Origin of the sequence: Paenibacillus praedii (genome assembly GCF_049725345.1) — a bacterium.
Taxonomy (GTDB): domain Bacteria; phylum Bacillota; class Bacilli; order Paenibacillales; family Paenibacillaceae; genus Pristimantibacillus.
The window spans coordinates 1-20,015 of sequence record NZ_JBMWAM010000027.1; the positions used below are offsets into that span (position 1 = coordinate 1).

Consider the following 20,015-nt stretch of genomic DNA (forward strand, 5'->3'; position numbering starts at 1 on the left):
GTGTGGAGCTGACGAATACTAATCGGTCGAGGGCTTATCCTAAAAAAGTTTGCATGGACCCATACATCCGGCAGACAGCAGCAAAGGCTTTCAGCAGCCATTCTCTTTCGTATCCAGTTTTCAGCGTGCAAACGCTACGTTTGGTGGCGATGGCGGAGGGGAACCACGCGTTCCCATACCGAACACGACCGTTAAGCCCTCCAGCGCCAATGGTACTTGGACCGCAGGGTCCTGGGAGAGTAGGACGTCGCCAAGCACGAGAGACCTATCGCATGTTATGCGGTAGGTTTTTTGTTTTTTCATGGCCAAGGGAGGCCAAGGGCAATCTAATTATTGTTTCGTGTAGTTTTGCAAACTTAGTTTGTTTTTGATATTTGCCTGCGAGCGGAAGGAAATAAGCGTTTCGTCATGCTTTAAATGTTCTGGATAGGTATAAATGCTGGATGTTCGTACCAAGCTAATATAAAATGATTGCTGTCAGCTCTTGACCTTTTGAGAAAATTGCATATAATATAATCAAGGTCAAAGAAAGTCAAAGTCAGTTATCAGAATATTTGGTGTATAATGAAAGCAGCTGATTTCGCTCTTTGATTATTATGTTTCAATTATCGTTTTACTGGTTATTTCACAGGGAGGTTGGTGGTTTGCGAAACATTTCCGATCTCATCGAACAGTATTTGAAGCACATGCTCCAAGACAGCCCAGAGGGCGCAGTCGAAATTCAGCGGAATGATCTGGCTGACAAATTTTCTTGTGTACCGTCGCAAATAAACTATGTTATCAGTACTCGGTTTACGATGGAGAAAGGATACATGGTTGAAAGTAAGCGCGGCGGCGGAGGTTATATCCGAATACAACGGATTGATCTTCCGGCACTGAAGGCGATCCAGAACCACATCGAGCAGACGATCGGCGAATGTGTCGATCAAGCTGCGGCGGAAGGGCTTATTTATCAGCTTGAGGAAGCGCTGCTAATATCGAAGCGTGAAGCGAATTTGCTGCGTGCAGCGGTTCACCGTGAAACCATTTCACTGAAGCTTCCCCTAAGGGATGAGCTAAGAGCAAGGATGCTAAGAGCGATGCTTATTTCATTGCTGGTGAAATAGCGTTAATCCGTTTATACCGGGAGGAGGGATCAGGCTTGCATTGCCAAGAATGCGGCAAGAAGCCGGCTACGCTTCATTTTACGAAAATCATTAACGGTGAGAAGACCGAATTTCATATTTGTGAAAGCTGTGCTCGCGAGAAGGGAGAAGGGATCCCTGGCACTCCTAACAGTTTTTCGATCCATAGCTTACTGTCAGGTCTTCTTGATTTCGAGCATTTGGGAGGCGCGGGAATCAACGGCATGAAGCAGCAAGCGCTGCGTTGCGAGGATTGCGGGCTTACCTATGCACAGTTCAGCAAGATCGGTCGGTTTGGCTGCAGTCATTGTTATGAGGCATTCGCTGAAAAGCTTGATCCGCTTCTAAAACGGGTGCACAGCGGTACGATTCATAGCGGTAAAATTCCTAAACGCACCGGCAGTCAAATTAGGTGCAAGCAAGAAATTGAACAGCTGCGGCGGAATTTGCAGGCGAAAATCGAGCACGAGGAGTTTGAAAGTGCGGCTGAGCTGCGAGATCGCATACGTGAACTGGAACGTAAAATGGCCGACCTGTAAGCTGGCATGGAAGGAGAGAGCAGTCCCTTGTCTAATTACCGATTCTCACAGCATGCGCTTAGCGAATGGATGAAGGATGAAGGTCCGGAGTCCGATATCGTCATAAGCAGCAGAATACGTATCGCCCGTAATTTAAGCCAGCATCCCTTCCCGCTGCTTGCAACGAATCAGCAGGCCAAGGACGTGATGGATCAGCTTACGGAGGTCAGTCAGAGCGGTAAATTATCATCAATCGGCCAATTTGAGACGATTATTCTGTCAGACCTTACAGAGCTTGATAAAAGGGTGCTAGTCGAGAAACATTTAATTAGTCCTAATTTAGCGAATGAATCGCGTAATGGGGCCGTTATTTTGAGCAATAATGAATCTGTCAGCATAATGATTAACGAAGAGGATCATTTGCGCATCCAATGTTTATATCCCGGCTTCCAAATCAAGGAGGCATGGTCATTGGCCAATGGGATTGACGATATTTTTGAAGAACATGCGGATTATGCGTTCGATGAGAAACGCGGTTATTTAACGACATGTCCGACGAATGTGGGCACAGGTATTCGGGCGTCGGTGATGATGCATTTGCCGGCACTGGTGCTGTCCAATCAAATAAACCGTATTTTAACGGCGGTTACGCAGGTCGGTTTAGTCGTTAGAGGCTTATACGGCGAAGGCAGCGAGGCGCTTGGCAATTTATTTCAAGTGTCGAATCAAATTACATTGGGGCAATCCGAAAATGAGATTATTGAAAATTTGTACAGTGTGGCAAGACAAATAATTGAGCATGAGAAGGCAGCGCGCAAACGGCTGATGCAGGAGTCTCGTATTCGAATCGAGGATCGTGTAAGAAGATCTTATGGCATATTGTCATACGCTTCAATCATGGACTCGAAGGAATCGGCTCAGCGGCTGTCGGATGTAAGGCTTGGAGCCGATCTCGGCATTTTGAAAGAAGTTACGCCACAGATGTTGAATGAGCTTTTGGTTATGACTCAGCCTGGGTTTTTACAGCAAACCTTCGATGAGAAGATGAGCCCGGAGCAAAGAGATTTGAGAAGAGCAGAACTTATTCGCAAGCAATTGCGTGGTGAAACTGATCATGGGGGTGCATGAATATGATGTTTGGACGGTTTACGGAACGAGCACAGAAGGTGCTTGCATTGGCGCAAGAGGAAGCGGTACGACTAGGGCATAACAATATCGGCACGGAGCATATCCTGCTAGGTCTTATTCGTGAAGGTGAAGGCATAGCGGCTAAAGCCTTAGTCGGTCTAGGTCTTGGTTTGGAGAAAATTCAAGATGAGGTTGAAGCGCTGATCGGTCGCGGACAAGAACAGCCGAACAATATCGCGTATACGCCGCGGGCTAAAAAGGTCATTGAGCTGTCTATGGATGAAGCGAGAAAGCTTGGCCATACGTATGTGGGTACGGAGCATATCCTGCTTGGTCTCATTCGTGAAGGTGAAGGTGTTGCGGCACGCGTACTTAATAACCTTGGGATTAGTCTGAATAAGGCGCGTCAGCAGGTGCTTCAGCTACTTGGAAGCAGCGAAGCGGTTTCGAGTAATCATGGCTCACAAGCGAATGTAAGCACGCCTACGCTTGACGGTCTTGCTAGAGACTTGACGGCTTATGCGAAGGAGGGCAACCTGGATCCTGTTATTGGACGCAGCAAGGAGATCGAGCGTGTTATTCAAGTGCTTAGCCGTCGAACAAAGAACAATCCTGTTTTAATCGGAGAACCGGGTGTTGGTAAAACAGCTATTGCAGAAGGTCTCGCCCAAAAAATTATTGAGAATGAAATTCCTGAAACTTTGCGGGATAAGCGAGTAATGACGCTTGATATGGGCTCTGTCGTTGCCGGCACGAAGTATCGGGGCGAGTTCGAGGATCGTCTGAAGAAGATCATGGATGAAATTCGCCAAGCCGGCAATATTATTCTATTCATTGATGAGCTGCATACGCTGATTGGGGCTGGCGGTGCGGAAGGCGCGATTGATGCTTCGAATATTTTGAAGCCGTCGCTGGCGCGCGGAGAATTGCAGTGTATTGGTGCGACAACACTTGATGAATATCGCAAATATATCGAGAAGGATGCTGCGCTTGAGCGTCGCTTCCAGCCGATCACAGTAGATCAGCCATCTCCAGAGGAAGCTGTACAGATTTTGTACGGTCTGCGCGATCGTTACGAGGCGCATCACCGGGTGAAAATTACGGATGATGCGATCGTGCAAGCGGTCAAGCTGTCTGACCGCTACATTCCGGATCGGTTCTTGCCGGATAAAGCTATCGATCTCATTGATGAAGCTGGATCAAAGGTTCGTTTGAATTCCTACACGATTCCACCGAATTTGAAGCAGCTTGAGAACCGTCTGGAGGATATCCGCAAGGAGAAGGATGCAGCGGTTCAAAGCCAAGAGTTTGAGAAAGCGGCGGCGCTTCGCGATACGGAGCAAAAGATTCGCGAGGAGCTCGACTTAACGAAAAATCAATGGAAAGAAAAACAAGGACGTACTGATTCCGAGGTTACTCCAGAGGATATCGCTCAGGTTGTAGCAAGCTGGACAGGAATCCCTGTCAGCAAGCTGGCGGAAGGTGAGACGGAGCGTCTGCTCAATATGGAAGCGATTCTCCATGATCGGGTTATCGGTCAGGATGAAGCGGTGAAGTCGGTGTCCCGTGCGATTCGTCGTGCGCGAGCAGGTCTGAAGGATCCAAAACGTCCAATTGGCTCGTTCATCTTCCTAGGCCCAACTGGTGTTGGTAAAACCGAGCTGGCTAGAGCCCTTGCGGAAGCGATGTTCGGCGATGAGAATGCGGTTATCCGCATCGATATGTCTGAATATATGGAGAAGCATTCAACCTCCCGTCTTGTTGGAGCGCCTCCCGGCTATGTAGGCTATGAGGAAGGCGGTCAGCTTACGGAGAAGGTTCGCCGCAAGCCGTATTCGGTTGTACTGCTTGATGAAATCGAGAAAGCACATCCGGAGGTATTCAACATTTTGCTTCAGGTGCTGGAGGATGGTCGTCTAACGGATTCCAAAGGCCGGGTAGTGGATTTCCGCAACACTTTGATCATTATGACCTCTAACGTTGGAGCAGATCAAATCAAACGCAATTCTTCGTTAGGCTTTACGGCTGTGCAAGATGCGGGTCGCGATTTTGCGCAAATGAAGGATAAAGTAATGGCAGAGCTTAAGAAAAGCTTCCGTCCGGAGTTTCTGAACCGGATTGACGAGACAATCGTATTCCATTCACTTGCCGAGGAGCATATTGCGCAAATCGTAACGTTGATGTCAGAGGAGCTTCGCAAGCGTCTGCGTGAGCAAGAAGTTGATTTTGTATTGACTGACTCTGCGAAGAGCTTCCTTGCTAAGGAAGGCTTCGATCCGGCATACGGTGCGCGTCCGCTTCGCCGGGCTATCCAGAAGCATATCGAGGATCGGATTTCCGAGGAGCTGCTCATCGGCAACATTAAGAAGGGCGATTCGATCACGATTGATGAGAAGGATGGCGCATTAACGGTTACGAAGACGTTAATCGAACCAGCGCCAGAGGAATCTGCAACGACGTAAATTAGAAGGAAAAAAGCTGTTCCGCTGTCAGTTACTTTGACGACGGAACAGCTTTTTTTGTTCAAGCGGGATGCATGCGACGCAGTTATCCACTGTGGATAAAAGAAGTTTTTTATGCGTCAATATAGGCTGGGGACATGTTTATGGATTGTGGATATTGTGAATAAGCTGTTGATAAATCTGTGGACAATGCTGATAAATCGAATAGGGATTGTAAGAAGGGATAATAATTGATTGGGGAACACGAATGATTTCATCGATGTTTTTACTTTATACAATGTGGATAAAATGGTAAACTTCTTGTATTGATTAATTAAAGCGAGGCTACTGCTTATGCTTCAGCCCAATAGGCTCGCACCTCACGTTGAAGGAGCACTGTATGGCAAAAATTAAAACAAAGTTCGTGTGCGCCGAATGCGGCACCGAGTCTCCGAAATGGCTTGGTAAATGTCCAGGCTGTCATGCATGGAACTCCATGGTGGAAGAGAAAGAAACGGTTGTAAAGACGAAGGGCGTCGGATTATCATCCATTCATGCGAAAGAAAAGCCACAGTCCATCATACATATAGAAAGTGGGCAAGAGCCTCGGATTGAAACAAGGATGGTGGAGCTTAACCGGGTGCTTGGCGGCGGAGTCGTGCCAGGCTCTCTCATTCTTGTTGGGGGGGACCCCGGCATTGGGAAATCAACACTGCTGCTCCAAACCTCTCATGCCTTAGCGGTTAAGGGACTTCGGGTTTTATATATTTCCGGAGAGGAGTCTGTACGACAAACGCGACTTCGAGCAGATCGTCTAGGGGCACTGACCGAATCGTTGTATGTATTATGCGAGACCAATATGGAGCAAATTAACGAGGCTATCGAATCGGTGCAGCCGGATTTTCTTGTCATCGACTCCATCCAAACGGTGTACGATCCGAATGTGCAATCGGCACCGGGAAGCGTGTCGCAGGTTCGCGAATGTACGGCGCATTTCATGAGGGTCGCTAAGATCAAAGGCATTGCAACGGTGCTCGTAGGCCATGTGACGAAGGAAGGTGCTATTGCAGGACCGAGGCTGCTTGAGCATATGGTGGATTGCGTGCTTTATTTCGAAGGGGAGCGGCATCACACATATCGAATACTTCGGGCAGTGAAAAACCGCTTCGGGTCTACGAATGAAATCGGTATTTTCGAAATGAGCGAGGATGGACTTCGAGAGGTTTCCAATCCATCAGAGCTATTTTTATCAGAAAGACCGCTTGGCGTATCCGGTTCAACAGTTGTTGCAAGCATGGAAGGCACCAGACCAGTGCTAGTCGAGCTGCAAGCGCTTGTAGCGTCAACAACTTTTCCGTCTCCGCGAAGGATGTCCACAGGCATTGATCATCATCGCATGGCACTGATCATTGCGGTGCTGGAGAAGCGCAACGGCATGTTTCTTCAGACGCAGGATGCTTATTTGAATGTGGCTGGCGGCGTCAAGCTGGATGAGCCTGCAGTTGATCTGGCTGCGGCGGTCAGCTTGGCATCCAGCTTTAGGGATGCCCCGACGAAACCTTATGATGTCATTTTTGGAGAAGTGGGACTAACGGGCGAGGTGCGGGCCGTATCCAGGGCGGAGCAGCGCGTCAAGGAAGCCGAGAAGCTCGGATTCAAACGGGTCATAATGCCTGAGAAGAGCTTAAAGGGCTGGAAACCGCCCAAAGATATTGAAATTATTGGCGTCAGCACGGTGGCAGAAGCACTTAAGGCAGCGCTTGGATAGGGGGCAGAAGATGAAGGAACCTAGTCAGCTAGAAATTATGAATCAGCTATTGCAATTAGTCGCACCAGGCACCCCTTTTCGCGAAGGTCTTGAAAATGTGCTTCGCGCCAAAACGGGGGCGTTAATCGTTGTCGGCTACAGTCCGGAGGTGATGGAGGTTGTCGATGGCGGCTTCTCCATAAATTGCGATTTTTCACCTAACTATTTGTATGAGCTCGCGAAGATGGACGGGGCCATCATTATGAGCGAGGATATGCGGCGTATTCTGTATGCGAACACACAGCTTATTCCAAACAGCTCTATACCGTCGATCGAGACAGGTATTCGGCACCGGACGGCAGAGCGGGTAGCAAAGCAGACCGGCAAGCTTGTTGTCTCCATCTCTCAGCGCCGGAACATTATTACGCTGTATCAGGGAAATCTGCGTTATTCTCTAAAGGACATGGGTGTTATCTTGACGAAGGCCAATCAAGCTATTCAAACCTTGGAGAAGTATAAGGCCGTGCTCAGCCAATCATTCACCAATCTTTCCGCGCTTGAATTTGAGGAGCTGGTGACTCTGCAGGAAGTTATTCACGTTATTCAGCGCGTGGAGATGGTGCTGCGCATCAAGATGGAAATCAAACGCTACGTTAACGAGCTTGGAACGGAAGGGCGCCTCATCAGTATGCAGATGGATGAGCTGGTCGGGGGCGTGGAAGAGGATGCTTGGTATCTGCTCAAGGATTATGCGAGAGAAAATTCGGATGAGAAAATTAGAGAAATTCGGGCAGGACTCAAGAAGCTCAGCTCGGATGAGCTGCTGGATGCGCCGCCCATTATCCGTTTGATTGGGTATCCGAATTCGAACAATATGAGCGAGGAATCGATATCGCCGCGCGGTTACCGCCTCCTCAATAAAATTCCGAGATTACCGCTCATTATTATGAACAATCTCATTGAGCGCTTCGGTCATTTGCCGCATATTCTGATGGCTACGATCGAAGAATTGGACGAAGTGGATGGTATAGGAGAGGTCAGGGCACGGGCAATCAAGGAAGGTCTCAAACGCATTCAGGAGCAGATGTTCATTGACAGGCAAATTTAAATCCCATACAATAGATTGAATGTGGTCCTGCAGTATTCTGATACATTCGTTAATGGATTTGGGGCATAGTAGAGAAGAGGTGGAAAAGATGATCACAAAATCGATACCGAGCCTTCTCACGGTGGGGAACTTATTCCTAGGAATAATCGCCATCATTCTTGTTTTTAATGAAAAACCTGATACGGCAGCGATGATGGTTTTAATCGCCATGCTGCTTGACGGCGTAGACGGACGCGTTGCTCGGGCGCTGAACGTCCAAAGTGAATTCGGTAAAGAGCTTGACTCGTTATCCGACGTCATCTCATTTGGCGTTGCACCGGCATTTATAATGTATGTGGTCGCTTTTCAAGAGCTTAATCCCGCTTTTGCGTGGATTGTAACCGCGTTGTTCCCGATTTGCGGCGCTTTGCGGCTAGCGCGTTTCAACGTCATTTCAAGCGCGCCAGGTTATTTTATCGGTCTTCCAATTCCTGCGGCAGGCGGCGTACTGGCTACGCTTGCGTTGTTCAAGGATGATATTTATGTGTCCGTGCTGCTTGCCAGCACGCTTGTGCTGTCCATTCTCATGGTTAGTACAATTAAATATCCTAATTTCAAGAAGGTAGGCATTCCGAAGAGCGCGGTATGGGTTGTTCCGATCGTTATCATCGTAGCAATCGTGCTGGGACTCATATTCAAAAATGACTTATCCAAAATATTGTTCGTGCCGCTGCTGCTCTATGCGCTGTACGGCCTAAAAAAAAACGTTGATCGCCGTCTCAAGAAGCGTAATCGCAAGCGCGGCAAACGCAAGGACCAGTCGGAAGATCCGGTTCAGTCCGAGCATACGGCATAGCAAAAACCGCTCATTCTTTCCTGCAAAGGGAAGGGGTTGAGCGGTTTTTCATTTTTTTGCAAACAAGCATCGAACTCGAGTGAAGGCGCGCATTAGGTTAAATTAAACAGGCCTAAGGTCGAGCATTTGTCGTATTCGTCAGCAATTACTTCATCTAGTTGAATATTAAGCAGATTACATAATGCGGTCATGTAGAATAAGTTGCGGCCAAGCTCTGATTTAAGGACGTCGCGGCAATTCTCGCATACTTCTCCTGAGAGGTGACTCTGCAGTGTTGCTTTTGCATTTTCAAGATTGAGATCATCCGAGTATTGCTGCTTGCGGGCATTTAATTCAATACATCCGCAGTCTGTAACGGATTTGGTTACCGCGCGATTGACAGAAGCGCCTGACTGTCCTAATTTGGACATGACATCGAGAAGGCTTCGATGCCTTAGCAGCAATTCCGATACCTGCTGCTGAAATTGATTCAACGTTGGAGCACTCATCGGTTCCACCTCTTTCACCAACCTCTTATGAAGTAATCTCAACTTTCATTATAAGCTCCCGCATCACCGTTTTCAAAATGTGAATTATTAAAAATTATAAATGTTTGCAATTAATAGCCGCCCCTACGGTTAACAAGACAATTATTGGAACATAATTGTAGTGGAGGTGAACCATAATGGTTAGACGATTAATTCAAATGTTAGGGATGTTGTTCGGCGGATTAGCTGGAGGTGAAGTATACGGGTGGATGAACGGTGCGGCCGTATGGTCCGGTTCATCATTCGGAATGCTGCAGCGATCCGGCACTTATTACATGAATGTAGCAATTGGCGCGGTATTCGGTGTTGTAGCAGCCACTCTGATGGCAGGGAAAATAATCCGGTTTATGAGGGATGGTGCCGAGCAAACGGCAAAGCTGCCGATGCCGAGGTTATTTGCAGGCTCAACCGGATTGTTGGCGGGGCTACTGCTTGCGGTCATGCTCTACCCGGCTGTGTCGGGTCTAGAGGGTATGGGACGACTTGTTCCGGCAGTTATGATGTTATGCTTAGGTTATTTAGGTTTGCAAGTCGGGCTGTACAAGCAGGACGAGCTGGTGAATGGCTTTGCAGCTTTGCTGGAGAAGCGGCGAATGGCGCCGGCAATCGATGAGGCGAGCGGCTATGAGGAGCACAAAATACTCGATACGAGCGTCATCATAGACGGACGCATTGCGGATATTTGCAAAACAGGATTTATTGAAGGCACACTCGTCATTCCTGAATTTGTGCTCGAGGAGCTTCAGCATATTGCTGACTCTTCAGATTTGCTGAAGCGGAACAGAGGACGGCGCGGACTGGATATTTTAAACAAAATTCAAAAAGAGCTCGACGTGAAGGTACTCATTTATGAAGGCGACTTTGAAGAGATTGGCGAGGTGGACAGCAAGCTGGTGAAGCTGGCCAAGGCGCTTCATGGGAAAGTCGTAACCAATGACTTCAATTTGAACAAGGTATGTGAGCTGCAAGGCGTATCGGTATTGAATATTAATGATTTGGCAAATGCAGTGAAGCCTGTCGTACTGCCGGGAGAAGAAATCATTGTTCAAGTGATTAAGGACGGCAAAGAGCATGGCCAAGGGGTTGCTTATTTGGATGATGGCACAATGATCGTTGTGGAGGGCGGCCGCGATTATATTGGCGCAACAATGGAAGTGCTCGTCACGAGCGTGCTGCAGACGTCTGCGGGTCGAATGATATTTGCCAAGCCAAAGCTGTTGGAAAAAGCGCTGTAACAAGGTATGATAGTACTATTGTTTAAGCGTAAACGGCTTTCGCCCTCTGGCGGCTGTAAAGCCCGTTTCGCGGAGAAATACAAGCCTATGTATAGTTTAATGGAAAGAAAGGGCTTGTATTTAATACCGTGTGAGGCAGGTTGAGGTATGGAAGCAAATTGGGGAGTCGTGATCGTCGCTGCCGGACGGGGTACGCGTATGGGAACGAAGGAAAGCAAGCAATATTTGCAGCTTGGGGACAAGCCTATACTCGTCCATACATTAGGGCTGTTCGAGTCTATCGATCAAGTGAAGGAAGTTGTTCTCGTCGTTGGAAGCGATGATGTTGCACGCTGCCGGGAATGGATTGTGCACTATGGACTGACGAAGGTAACGGCTGTCGTCTCAGGCGGCCAGGAACGGCAGCAATCCGTCTATTTTGGACTGAAGATGCTGACAACGGACTGGGTTATGGTGCATGATGGCGTACGCCCGCTTGTGACGCCGGCGGCGGTTCGCGCTTGCTGTGAAGCGGCTGAGCAAAGCGGAGCATCGGTGCTGGCCGTGCCGGTTAAGGATACGATTAAGCAAGTAAATGAAGCGGGTGTGATCTTATCCACGCCAGACCGCCGAAGCTTGTGGGCGATTCAAACGCCGCAGGCTTTTCGGCGTGCTTTGCTCCAGGAGGCGCATGAACGCGCGCTTGCAGATCATTTTATCGGTACGGATGATGCCATGGTCGTGGAGCGTATGGGCGTGCAGGTGACCGTTGCAGAAGGCGAATATACGAATATCAAAATAACGACGCCTGAAGATTTGCCGTGGGCTGAATTTTTGCTATTGCAGCGTCGTGCCGATTCGGCAGAGAGGAAGGGTGAGCGCGAATGATACGGGTTGGACAAGGCTTTGATGTGCATCAATTGGTAGAAGGGCGTCCTTGTATTATCGGGGGAGTAACGATCCCCTACGAGAGAGGACTGCTAGGTCATTCTGACGCAGATGTGCTGCTTCATGCGATTACGGATGCGATATTAGGCGCGCTTGCGCTTGGCGATATCGGCAAGCATTTTCCGGATACGGACGCCGCGTTTAAGGATGCTGACAGCTTAAAGCTGCTAGAGCAGGTATGGAAGCTTGTGCGGGAACGCGGCTATAAGCTGGGCAACATCGATTCAACGATTATCGCTCAAAAACCAAAAATGCTTCCTTACATTCCGCAAATGGCGGAAGTGATAGCAAGGGCGCTTGATGCGGATGTATCGCAGGTGAACGTGAAGGCGACTACGACGGAACAGCTTGGCTTTACGGGGCGCGGTGAAGGGATAGCGGCCCAATCTGTTGTTTGCCTGATTAAGGATGTGCTATGATCGGGATTAATTACTTTTAGGAGGTTATTGAGATGACAGCAGAAGTTCGTGTACGTTATGCCCCGTCTCCGACAGGTCATTTACATATTGGCAATGCAAGAACGGCCTTATTTAATTATTTATTTGCAAGAAATCGCGGCGGTAAATTCATTGTTCGTATTGAGGATACAGACGTGAAGCGCAACGTGGCTGGCGGAGAAGAGAGTCAGCTGACTTATATGAAATGGCTGGGCCTTGATTGGGATGAGAGCATTGATATAGGCGGCGGATATGGTCCGTATCGCCAGACAGAGCGTCTCGACATTTACAATAAATATTGGCAGGAGCTGCTTGATCGAGGCCTTGCTTATCGCTGCTATTGTACGGAAGAAGAGCTTGAGAAGGAGCGGGAAGAGCAAACCCTGCGCGGCGAGACACCGCGGTATTCCGGACAGCACCGCAATTTGACGGAGGAGCAGCGCCAGGCTTATGAAGCTGAAGGCCGCATTCCAAGCATCCGGTTTCGTGTGCCGGAAAATCGCACCTATACGTTTGACGATATAGTAAAAGGCGCAATCAGCTTCGACACTTCTGAGATGGGCGATTTTGTCATTGTGAAGAAGGATGGCATTCCAACTTATAATTTTGCGGTAGCGCTGGACGATCATTTGATGAAAATCAGTCATGTTCTGCGGGGAGAGGACCATATCTCCAATACGCCTCGCCAACTGATGATCTATGAAGCGTTCGGATGGGTGCCTCCACAGTTCGGTCATATGACACTTATTGTCAATGAACAGCGCAAGAAGCTAAGCAAGCGTGATGAATCTATCATTCAATTCATTTCGCAATATGATGAGCTCGGTTATTTGCCGGAAGCGATGTTTAATTTCATTGCGCTGCTAGGCTGGTCGCCTGAAGGGGAGCAGGAAATGTTCACCCGCGATGAGCTCGTGCAAATATTCAACCCAGAGCGCCTTAGCAAAAGCCCTGCCGTATTCGATACGCAGAAGCTTAGCTGGATGAATAACGAATATTTGAAGAAAGCCGAGCTTTCGCGTCTTGTTGATCTTTGCATCCCGCATCTGCAAAAGGCGGAGCGTGTCGCGGCAGAATTGGACGGGGAGGGACGAGCTTGGGTGACGGATCTCGTAGCGCTTCATCAGGATAAGCTGCGTTACGCAGCGGAGATTGTACCGATGACGGAGCTGTTCTTCCGCGAGACGGTTGCGGATGAAGAAGACGCCGCTGCCGTGCTTTCAGAGGAGCAGGTGCCAGTCGTGCTTCAGGCTTTCCTTGATTTGATAGAAGCGGGAGAGCAGCCGTTCCAGGTGGATAGTATTAAGGAAATGATTAAGGCCGTTCAGAAGGGAACAGGCTTCAAAGGAAAGCAGCTGTTTATGCCGATTCGCGCCGCGCTTACCGGACAAACGCACGGGCCTGATTTGAATCAGTCGATCGCGCTGCTTGGCAAACAAAAGGTGATCGACCGTTTGCGCGAGCGTTTGGCTGAGCTGGGCTCTTAGCAGACTGCAGTCTACAGCTGCGCGGATATGTGATAATGTCCTTGTCACCTATTTCGCTATTAGGTATACTATGACTAATAATTAAATGATTGAAACGGCCATGAACAGGAGAAGTACGTTTGCCTGTGGATTCGCAGAGAGGACAACCGTCATTCGAATCGGCGTCGCAATAGCAGCGGCAATGGATTAAGGAATGAGGCTGAAAGTTGTCTGGTCCACCAAGCGGAAATATGCACCTGGGAGCCTTGTTCCGAGCTGCTGCGGCAGAAATTGCACGATCATAAGGATACGGCCGATGGTTGTATCGTTCATGACGATGTATATTTCGGCTAAGCAGGGTAGGCGACAACGTATCGTCCGCGTTAAGGACTTGAAGAAGGACGTCCGCCGATGGTTACTCGGAGGTCTGTTCAAGCAGAGTGGAACCGCGAGATGACACGCCTCTGCAGCATAGGATGCTGCAGAGGCTTTTTATTTTTAAACAAAAAGGGAGTCTTGACTATGCTTCGCCATTTCCGATCGGATATTAAGGCGGTTTTCGAGAATGACCCGGCTGCCCGAAGCCGGTTTGAGGTCATTTTTACTTATTCGGGCTTGCACGCCATATGGGCTCATCGTATCGCTCATCTCTTGTACCGCAGAGGCTGGTTCACGCTGGCACGTATGATCTCGCAAGTGAGCCGCTTTATGACGGGAATTGAAATTCATCCGGGTGCTCGCATTGGTGATCGGTTATTTATTGATCATGGCATGGGGGTCGTCATCGGGGAAACCTGTGAAATCGGGGATGATGTCGTCATCTATCAGGGAGTTACGCTTGGCGGCACCGGCAAGGAGAAGGGAAAGCGTCATCCGACAATTGGCAATAATGTGGTCATAGGGTCGGGAGCGAAGGTGCTTGGCTCATTCTCCATAGGCGATTTCTCTAACATTGGGTCAAATGCTGTGGTGCTTCGCGAAGTGCCTATGAACTGTACGGTAGTCGGAAATCCGGGGCGCGTTGTCAAGCGGGACGGACAGCGTGTTGGCGATCGGCTCGATCATGCACAGCTGCCTGATCCGGTAATCGAGATGTTCCGTACGATGCAAAAGGAAATTGATGATTTGAAGTCCGAGCTTTCGAAGCTTCGGAAACCTGTGGCTGAAGGAGAATTGCGAAAATGACAATATCGATTTATAACACCCAATCACGGCAGAAGGAGCCGTTCCAGTCCTTGGAGCCAGGCCAGGTCAAAATGTACGTCTGCGGCCCGACTGTTTATGACTATATCCATATTGGCAATGCAAGGCCGGTTATATTTTTTGATGTCGTACGGCGATATTTGGAGGAAATCGGTAATGAGGTTCAGTATGTCGTGAACTTTACCGATGTAGACGACAAGCTTATTCGTAAAGCGGAGCAGCTGGGAACGACAGTGCCGGAGGTAGCGGAAAAGTTCATTGCGGCATTTTACGAGGACATTGAATCGCTGGGCGTACGCAAAGCAACGTTAAATCCCCGTGTAACCGATCATATTCCTCAAATCGTTGCGTTTATTCAAGGTCTAATCGACAAAGGATATGCTTATACGAGCGAGGGTGATGTGTATTTCCGGACCTCGTCCTTTGCGGAATACGGCAAGCTGTCGCATCAAAATATCGATGAGCTGCAATTCGGTATTCGTATCGAGGTTGGAGATCGCAAAGAGAACCAGCAGGACTTTGTCCTGTGGAAGGGCGCAAAGCCCGGCGAAATTAAATGGGAGAGTCCTTTTGGCGAGGGGCGTCCAGGCTGGCATATTGAATGCTCCGCTATGGCTCGCGCTTACCTCGGAGATACGCTTGATATTCATGGCGGCGGGCATGATCTGCAATTCCCTCATCATGAATGTGAGGTAGCGCAATCGGAGGCTCTTACGGGCAAGCCGCTGGCTAACTATTGGATGCATAACGGATATATTCATATTAATAATGAGAAAATGTCCAAATCGCTGGGCAACGGTATTACGGTGAATGAGCTGGTGAAGCGGGTGAAGCCGCATGCGATCCGTTATTTCATGCTGGCGACGCATTACCGCAATCCGCTTAATTTCAACGATGATACGATCGCGCAAGCGGAGAAAAGCGTGGAGCGCATCGCGAATTGTGCGGCTAACCTTAAGCACCGCATATCGGCAGGCGGCAGCGGGATGGAAATCTCGGTTGGAAGTGTAAAAGGACTGACGGCATCGGGGGATGACGAGCTTGATGCGAGGTTGAAAATGGTATTTGAGCAGTACCATGCGAAAATGAGCGATGACTTCAACACGCCTGATGCGATAACCGCTGTATTTGATTTGGTAACAGAGGCGAATCAATATATGAATCGTACCGACGCAACCTCGCAGGGACTTCAGGCCTTGCTGGCTTTATTGGAGCGTATGGATGCCGTGCTTGGAATTCTGCCAATGCAGCAAGCGGACGCCGCTTTGCTGGATGAGGATATCGAGCAGCTTATCGTAGAGAGAACGGAAGCGCGGAATTCGAAAAATTGGGCAAGAGCGGATGAAATTCGCGATCTGCTTATCGAGAAAGATATCGTGCTTGAGGATACGCCGCAAGGTATCCGTTGGCGGCGCAAATGAGCGGGCGGATCGATTCGAACGCGCTGCTGTTTCATTTGCCGGCCAAAACGCCGAGGCTCATGAATCCTGTCGTTCTTGCGTATATAGGCGATGCCGTATTCGAGCTGCTTGTACGTCAATATTTAATATCGCTGCCTAACCAGAAGTCACATCACTTGCACCGGGAAGCGACAAAATTTGTTTCAGCGAAGGGACAGCGGCGGATATTGGAGAGCTGGCAGCCGCATTTGAGCGAGGAAGAGACGGACATTGTCCGCCGCGGCCGCAATGCCAAATCCGGCACTCCGCCCAAAAATGCGAATCCAACCGATTACCGCCTTGCAACGGCATTGGAGAGCTTAGTCGGTTATTTATATTACGAAGGCCGGATGGAACGGTTGAATGAACTGCTTATGATCGGACTGCGGGATGAAGGATAGCATTGCATAACTTTTAGGAGGATAACCCATGACAGAGGAAATAAACCAGGAGGAAATCATCGCTGGGAAGCACCCCGTGCTTGAAGCGCTGCGTTCTGGACGTGAATTAAACAAAATATGGATTGCTGACGGCGCTCAGAAAAGTCTAACACAGCCTATCGTAGCTGAAGCGAAAAAGATGGGGATTGTGGTTCAGTTTGTTGACAAAAGAAAGCTGGACAGCTTGGCCCCCGGCGTGACGCATCAAGGGGTTGTCGCGCAAGCAGCAGCTTTTGCTTATGTGGAAGTGGAGGAGCTGCTTGAACGCGCAGGCAAGCTCGGAGAAACACCGTTTATATTGTTATTGGATGAGATTGAGGATCCGCATAACCTGGGCTCCATTCTCCGGACTGCGGAGTGTACTGGTGTGCATGGCGTCATAATTCCGAAACGCCGTGCCGCAGGCTTGACGGCTACTGTCCTGAAAACATCAGCAGGCGCTGCGGAGCACGTGCCGGTTGCTCGAGTGACGAATTTGGCGCAGACGATCGACAAGCTGAAGGAAGCGGGAGTTTGGGTAGCAGGTACGGATGTGTCTGCTGCGCAGGACGTATACAAGATGAAATTTGATATGCCTCTTGCAATCGTGATTGGGAATGAGAGCAAAGGGATGGGAAGGCTTATAAAAGAAAAGTGCGACTTTCTCGTAAAACTCCCGATGCTGGGGCAGTTGAATTCGCTGAACGCATCCGTAGCGGCTGGGGTGCTTATGTATGAAGTCGTAAGACAGCGTCGGAGTGTCTAGTGCATGAACCGGCGAGATGACATTTTGTTAGTAGACGGGTATAACATAATTGGCGCTTGGCCGGTGCTGGAGAAGCTGAAGGAGCATGACCTGGAGGATGCTCGCGATAAGCTGCTGGATATGATGGCAGACTATCAGGGTTATACAGGCATGCAGGTATACATTATATTCGATGCCCATCAGGTTCCTGGACTCGGTGCGACTTATCGGCATCATAAGCTGACCGTCGTCTATACAAAAGAGAAAGAGACGGCTGATGAATGTATTGAGCGCCTTTGCTCGGAACTGTACGCGCGGCGTAGAAATATTTACGTAGCAACCTCTGATCTGGTCGAGCAGCATGTCGTTTTTGGAAAAGGCGCTCTTCGTGTCTCAGCCCGCGAGCTGCTGATCGATATTGGCGAGAATCGTAAAAACATCGAACATTCGCTGCGTGAGGACAAGTCTAGCAAACGCAATTCAGTAGACGGTATTGTTAGTGACGAGGTGCTGAGCCAGCTTGAGCGGCTGCGCCGGGGTAAGCGCTGAGCAACGAAATGATTGCTTCGTTAAATCGAACGGACCGAAAGAGCTTTGGAAGTTAATGGATGCTTCTCGTTGATGTAACAATGTTACATTTTTTCTAGTAAATCGTCGCTTTACAGAGGCCGATCGGTTGACGGTGTATGGTTACTTCATGTATACTGGCTCTATGTTTCTTGGAAACAAGACTCTATAATCTAGCGGTGTACGCCTTGCAGGCCGGAGGGATAGTTCGTGAGCATCGACCTCAAAGAATGGAGTACGCTCGAGTATGACAGCAGTACGGACGAGGATATCGTCGAAGCGGTCCGCAATGGCGACAGCATAGCGCTGGAGTATTTAATTAACAAGTATAAGAATTTTGTGAGAGCCAAGGCGCGCTCCTATTTTCTTATCGGTGCGGATCGTGAAGATATCGTGCAGGAGGGTATGATTGGCCTGTTTAAAGCAATTCGTGATTTTAATGGCGATAAGCTTGCAAGCTTTAAAGCTTTTGCTGAATTGTGCATAACACGGCAGATCATTACGGCGATTAAGACAGCTACGCGTCAGAAGCACATTCCGCTTAATTCCTATGTGTCACTTGACAAGCCTATTTATGATGAGGATTCGGATCGCACGCTGCTGGATGTCATTTGCGGCACACGAGTTTCTGATCCTGAAGAGCTTATTATTAATCAAGAAGAGTTCAGTGGATTGGAAGATAAAATGTCCGAAATACTAAGCGACCTTGAACGAAAGGTGCTTATGCTGTATCTGGACGGCAGATCCTATCAGGAGATAGCCGTTGATTTGGACAGACATGTGAAATCAATCGATAATGCTCTGCAGCGTGTGAAGCGGAAGCTGGAGCGCTACTTAGAAGTCAGAGACATTCACGGATAACGGCATATATACGTAAATTAACCGAACGAAGGGCTGTCTTCCATCTGGCGGTGTCCGGATGGAATTAACGGTCTTTTTTTGTTTTAAAAGGAAATAAAGCGACGATACTGATAGAGACGAGACCGATGTCGCTTCTGTTGCCAAATATTCGTAGGCTGTACACTTATCTTTTACATTGACATGAAAAATGCACTGTGATAAAGTGTTTAGGTAGGCCTAAATTCGAGGTTTTTTTTCGTTTTGGCGTTGGAATCAATGCTCTTCCAAATAGAGTTTTATGATTCGTATTTTGTAGCAGTTCGGGAGGTGTAATTCAATGCGGGTAATTATCACGTTGGCATGCACAAACTGCAAACAGAGAAACTATGCGAGCACCAAGAACAAACGCAATCACCCCGACCGCATCGAGTTGAAGAAGTTTTGCAAGTTCTGTAACGAGCAGACTCCTCATCGCGAGACGAGATAGTCAATTGGAGGTGTGAACGTGGCATTTTTGGCTAAACTGAAGCAAGGCTTTGGTAATACGTTTAGTTTTTTTGCCGACAGCTGGGCTGAACTGAAGAAGGTTCGCTGGCCAAGTCGTAAAGAGTTGACAAGCTATTCGATCGTAGTTTTGCTTACGGTCACGTTTGTAACGATTTACTTTTGGCTTCTTGACATCGGAATCTCGTCTCTGGTTGAACTCATTGTTTAAGAAGGGACCAAAGGTGGATTTGAGATGGAAATAAGATGGTACGTCGTGCATACTTACTCCGGTTATGAGAACAAAGTAAAAGCCAATCTGGAGCGTCGCGTTGAATCGATGGGCATGGAAGACAAAATTTTTCGTGTCCTCGTTCCTATGGAAGATGAAGTGGTAGAGAAGGATGGCAAGAAAAAAACCGTCCAACGCAAAGTCTACCCCGGATATGTTCTGGTGGAAATGGTTCAAACTGACGATTCTTGGTACGTTGTTCGGAATACGCCGGGCGTGACTGGGTTTGTAGGATCAACAGGTTCCGGTTCCAAACCGACTCCTCTATTGCCTGATGAAGTGGAGCAGATTTTGAAGCACATGGGTATGGAAGAGCCGAAGCCGAAAATCGAGTTTGATCTGAAGGAAACAGTCCGTGTCAAAGTAGGTCCTTTTGCTGATTTCGTGGGTACGGTAGAAGAAATTTTGCTGGACAAAGCGAAGCTGAAGGTTCATGTGAACATGTTTGGCAGGGAGACCCCGCTTGAGCTTGATTATACTCAAGTGGAGAAGATATAATATCTGGTTTCCGGATTCATCGGATTCGTCTGATGA

The 20,015-nt window shown here is 48.6% G+C and carries 21 protein-coding genes and 1 rRNA gene; 21 read left to right on the forward strand and 1 reads right to left on the reverse strand.

Annotation, left to right across the window (positions count from 1 at the left end; translation table 11 throughout):
* The first annotated feature begins 139 nt into the window (after positions 1-139).
* The 8 genes from rrf to pssA all read left to right on the forward strand — a co-directional run bounded on the left by rrf (position 140) and on the right by pssA (position 8,901).
* Positions 140-256, forward strand: a 5S ribosomal RNA gene (rrf, locus tag ACO9K6_RS18975).
* Positions 257-644: 388 nt separating this feature from the next.
* A complete protein-coding gene (locus ACO9K6_RS18980) occupies positions 645-1,106 on the forward strand; it encodes a CtsR family transcriptional regulator (protein ID WP_424769122.1) in 462 nt (153 codons plus the stop codon).
* Positions 1,107-1,141: 35 nt separating this feature from the next.
* Entirely contained in the window at positions 1,142-1,663 is a 522-nt protein-coding gene (locus ACO9K6_RS18985; RefSeq protein WP_424769123.1) for a UvrB/UvrC motif-containing protein, read from the forward strand.
* Positions 1,664-1,669: 6 nt separating this feature from the next.
* Positions 1,670-2,770: a protein arginine kinase gene (locus tag ACO9K6_RS18990; protein ID WP_424769124.1), complete on the forward strand. Its 1,101-nt coding sequence runs from the start codon at positions 1,670-1,672 to the stop codon at positions 2,768-2,770.
* A gap of 2 nt (positions 2,771-2,772) precedes the next feature.
* Positions 2,773-5,232: an ATP-dependent protease ATP-binding subunit ClpC gene (gene clpC / locus ACO9K6_RS18995; RefSeq protein ID WP_424769125.1), complete on the forward strand. Its 2,460-nt coding sequence runs from the start codon at positions 2,773-2,775 to the stop codon at positions 5,230-5,232.
* A gap of 379 nt (positions 5,233-5,611) precedes the next feature.
* Complete coding sequence (gene radA, locus ACO9K6_RS19000) at positions 5,612-6,979, forward strand: DNA repair protein RadA (protein ID WP_424769126.1); 1,368 nt, start codon at positions 5,612-5,614, stop codon at positions 6,977-6,979.
* Between the two features lie 10 nt (positions 6,980-6,989).
* A complete protein-coding gene (disA, locus tag ACO9K6_RS19005; protein ID WP_424769127.1) occupies positions 6,990-8,066 on the forward strand; it encodes a DNA integrity scanning diadenylate cyclase DisA in 1,077 nt (358 codons plus the stop codon).
* Positions 8,067-8,154: 88 nt separating this feature from the next.
* Positions 8,155-8,901 (forward strand): CDP-diacylglycerol--serine O-phosphatidyltransferase, encoded by a 747-nt coding sequence (gene pssA / locus ACO9K6_RS19010; protein ID WP_424769128.1) that lies wholly within the window; start codon positions 8,155-8,157, stop codon positions 8,899-8,901.
* A 92-nt stretch (positions 8,902-8,993) separates the two neighbouring features.
* Here pssA and ACO9K6_RS19015 read toward each other — a convergent pair whose 3' ends face one another.
* A complete protein-coding gene (locus ACO9K6_RS19015; protein WP_424769129.1) occupies positions 8,994-9,389 on the reverse strand; it encodes a nucleoside triphosphate pyrophosphohydrolase family protein in 396 nt (131 codons plus the stop codon).
* A 176-nt stretch (positions 9,390-9,565) separates the two neighbouring features.
* Between ACO9K6_RS19015 and ACO9K6_RS19020 the strand changes: the two genes are divergently transcribed.
* The 13 genes from ACO9K6_RS19020 (at position 9,566) to nusG (ending at position 19,979) form a co-directional block, all read left to right on the forward strand.
* Complete coding sequence (locus tag ACO9K6_RS19020; protein WP_424769130.1) at positions 9,566-10,663, forward strand: PIN/TRAM domain-containing protein; 1,098 nt, start codon at positions 9,566-9,568, stop codon at positions 10,661-10,663.
* A 147-nt stretch (positions 10,664-10,810) separates the two neighbouring features.
* Positions 10,811-11,530, forward strand: coding sequence for a 2-C-methyl-D-erythritol 4-phosphate cytidylyltransferase (ispD, locus tag ACO9K6_RS19025; protein ID WP_424769131.1), 720 nt, complete (start codon positions 10,811-10,813; stop codon positions 11,528-11,530).
* Positions 11,527-12,009 (forward strand): 2-C-methyl-D-erythritol 2,4-cyclodiphosphate synthase, encoded by a 483-nt coding sequence (gene ispF / locus ACO9K6_RS19030; RefSeq protein ID WP_424769132.1) that lies wholly within the window; start codon positions 11,527-11,529, stop codon positions 12,007-12,009. Before ispD ends, ispF begins: the two co-directional genes overlap by 4 nt.
* 32 nt (positions 12,010-12,041) lie before the next feature.
* On the forward strand, positions 12,042-13,514 hold the full coding sequence (gene gltX, locus ACO9K6_RS19035; RefSeq protein ID WP_424769133.1) for a glutamate--tRNA ligase: 1,473 nt from the start codon (positions 12,042-12,044) through the stop codon (positions 13,512-13,514).
* Positions 13,515-14,015: 501 nt separating this feature from the next.
* Entirely contained in the window at positions 14,016-14,678 is a 663-nt protein-coding gene (gene cysE / locus ACO9K6_RS19040) for a serine O-acetyltransferase (protein ID WP_424769134.1), read from the forward strand.
* The gene (gene cysS / locus ACO9K6_RS19045; protein WP_424769135.1) at positions 14,675-16,117 is read left to right on the forward strand and encodes a cysteine--tRNA ligase; all 1,443 of its coding nucleotides are present in this window, start codon (positions 14,675-14,677) and stop codon (positions 16,115-16,117) included. The genes cysE and cysS overlap by 4 nt, the downstream gene beginning before the upstream one ends.
* Entirely contained in the window at positions 16,114-16,536 is a 423-nt protein-coding gene (locus ACO9K6_RS19050) for a Mini-ribonuclease 3 (RefSeq protein WP_424769136.1), read from the forward strand. Before cysS ends, ACO9K6_RS19050 begins: the two co-directional genes overlap by 4 nt.
* Before the next feature lie 28 nt (positions 16,537-16,564).
* Positions 16,565-17,320, forward strand: coding sequence for a 23S rRNA (guanosine(2251)-2'-O)-methyltransferase RlmB (rlmB, locus tag ACO9K6_RS19055; protein WP_424769137.1), 756 nt, complete (start codon positions 16,565-16,567; stop codon positions 17,318-17,320).
* Between the two features lie 3 nt (positions 17,321-17,323).
* Complete coding sequence (locus ACO9K6_RS19060) at positions 17,324-17,848, forward strand: NYN domain-containing protein (protein WP_424769138.1); 525 nt, start codon at positions 17,324-17,326, stop codon at positions 17,846-17,848.
* A gap of 228 nt (positions 17,849-18,076) precedes the next feature.
* Positions 18,077-18,727 carry an RNA polymerase sporulation sigma factor SigH gene (gene sigH, locus ACO9K6_RS19065; RefSeq protein ID WP_424769139.1) on the forward strand — a complete coding sequence of 217 codons (651 nt, stop codon included), beginning with the start codon at positions 18,077-18,079 and terminating at the stop codon, positions 18,725-18,727.
* Between the two features lie 316 nt (positions 18,728-19,043).
* Positions 19,044-19,193: a 50S ribosomal protein L33 gene (rpmG, locus tag ACO9K6_RS19070; RefSeq protein ID WP_028609674.1), complete on the forward strand. Its 150-nt coding sequence runs from the start codon at positions 19,044-19,046 to the stop codon at positions 19,191-19,193.
* Between the two features lie 18 nt (positions 19,194-19,211).
* Positions 19,212-19,421: a preprotein translocase subunit SecE gene (secE, locus tag ACO9K6_RS19075; RefSeq protein WP_424769140.1), complete on the forward strand. Its 210-nt coding sequence runs from the start codon at positions 19,212-19,214 to the stop codon at positions 19,419-19,421.
* A gap of 24 nt (positions 19,422-19,445) precedes the next feature.
* Positions 19,446-19,979 (forward strand): transcription termination/antitermination protein NusG, encoded by a 534-nt coding sequence (nusG, locus tag ACO9K6_RS19080; RefSeq protein ID WP_424769141.1) that lies wholly within the window; start codon positions 19,446-19,448, stop codon positions 19,977-19,979.
* Positions 19,980-20,015 lie beyond the last annotated feature (36 nt).

Excerpts from the sequence above, each read along its gene's own strand:
- cysE (WP_424769134.1), top strand. The coding sequence starts at position 14,016 with ATGCTTCGCCATTTCCGATCGGATATTAAGGCGGTTTTCGAGAATGAC.
- clpC (WP_424769125.1), top strand. The coding sequence starts at position 2,773 with ATGATGTTTGGACGGTTTACGGAACGAGCACAGAAGGTGCTTGCATTG.
- gltX (WP_424769133.1), top strand. The coding sequence starts at position 12,042 with ATGACAGCAGAAGTTCGTGTACGTTATGCCCCGTCTCCGACAGGTCAT.
- pssA (WP_424769128.1), top strand. The coding sequence starts at position 8,155 with ATGATCACAAAATCGATACCGAGCCTTCTCACGGTGGGGAACTTATTC.
- ACO9K6_RS19020 (WP_424769130.1), top strand. The coding sequence starts at position 9,566 with ATGGTTAGACGATTAATTCAAATGTTAGGGATGTTGTTCGGCGGATTA.
- ACO9K6_RS19050 (WP_424769136.1), top strand. The coding sequence starts at position 16,114 with ATGAGCGGGCGGATCGATTCGAACGCGCTGCTGTTTCATTTGCCGGCC.
- cysS (WP_424769135.1), top strand. The coding sequence starts at position 14,675 with ATGACAATATCGATTTATAACACCCAATCACGGCAGAAGGAGCCGTTC.
- disA (WP_424769127.1), top strand. The coding sequence starts at position 6,990 with ATGAAGGAACCTAGTCAGCTAGAAATTATGAATCAGCTATTGCAATTA.
- radA (WP_424769126.1), top strand. The coding sequence starts at position 5,612 with ATGGCAAAAATTAAAACAAAGTTCGTGTGCGCCGAATGCGGCACCGAG.
- ACO9K6_RS18990 (WP_424769124.1), top strand. The coding sequence starts at position 1,670 with ATGGAAGGAGAGAGCAGTCCCTTGTCTAATTACCGATTCTCACAGCAT.
- nusG (WP_424769141.1), top strand. The coding sequence starts at position 19,446 with ATGGAAATAAGATGGTACGTCGTGCATACTTACTCCGGTTATGAGAAC.
- rpmG (WP_028609674.1), top strand. The coding sequence starts at position 19,044 with ATGCGGGTAATTATCACGTTGGCATGCACAAACTGCAAACAGAGAAAC.
- ispD (WP_424769131.1), top strand. The coding sequence starts at position 10,811 with ATGGAAGCAAATTGGGGAGTCGTGATCGTCGCTGCCGGACGGGGTACG.
- ispF (WP_424769132.1), top strand. The coding sequence starts at position 11,527 with ATGATACGGGTTGGACAAGGCTTTGATGTGCATCAATTGGTAGAAGGG.
- rlmB (WP_424769137.1), top strand. The coding sequence starts at position 16,565 with ATGACAGAGGAAATAAACCAGGAGGAAATCATCGCTGGGAAGCACCCC.
- ACO9K6_RS19060 (WP_424769138.1), top strand. The coding sequence starts at position 17,324 with ATGAACCGGCGAGATGACATTTTGTTAGTAGACGGGTATAACATAATT.
- ACO9K6_RS19015 (WP_424769129.1), bottom strand. The coding sequence starts at position 9,389 with ATGAGTGCTCCAACGTTGAATCAATTTCAGCAGCAGGTATCGGAATTG.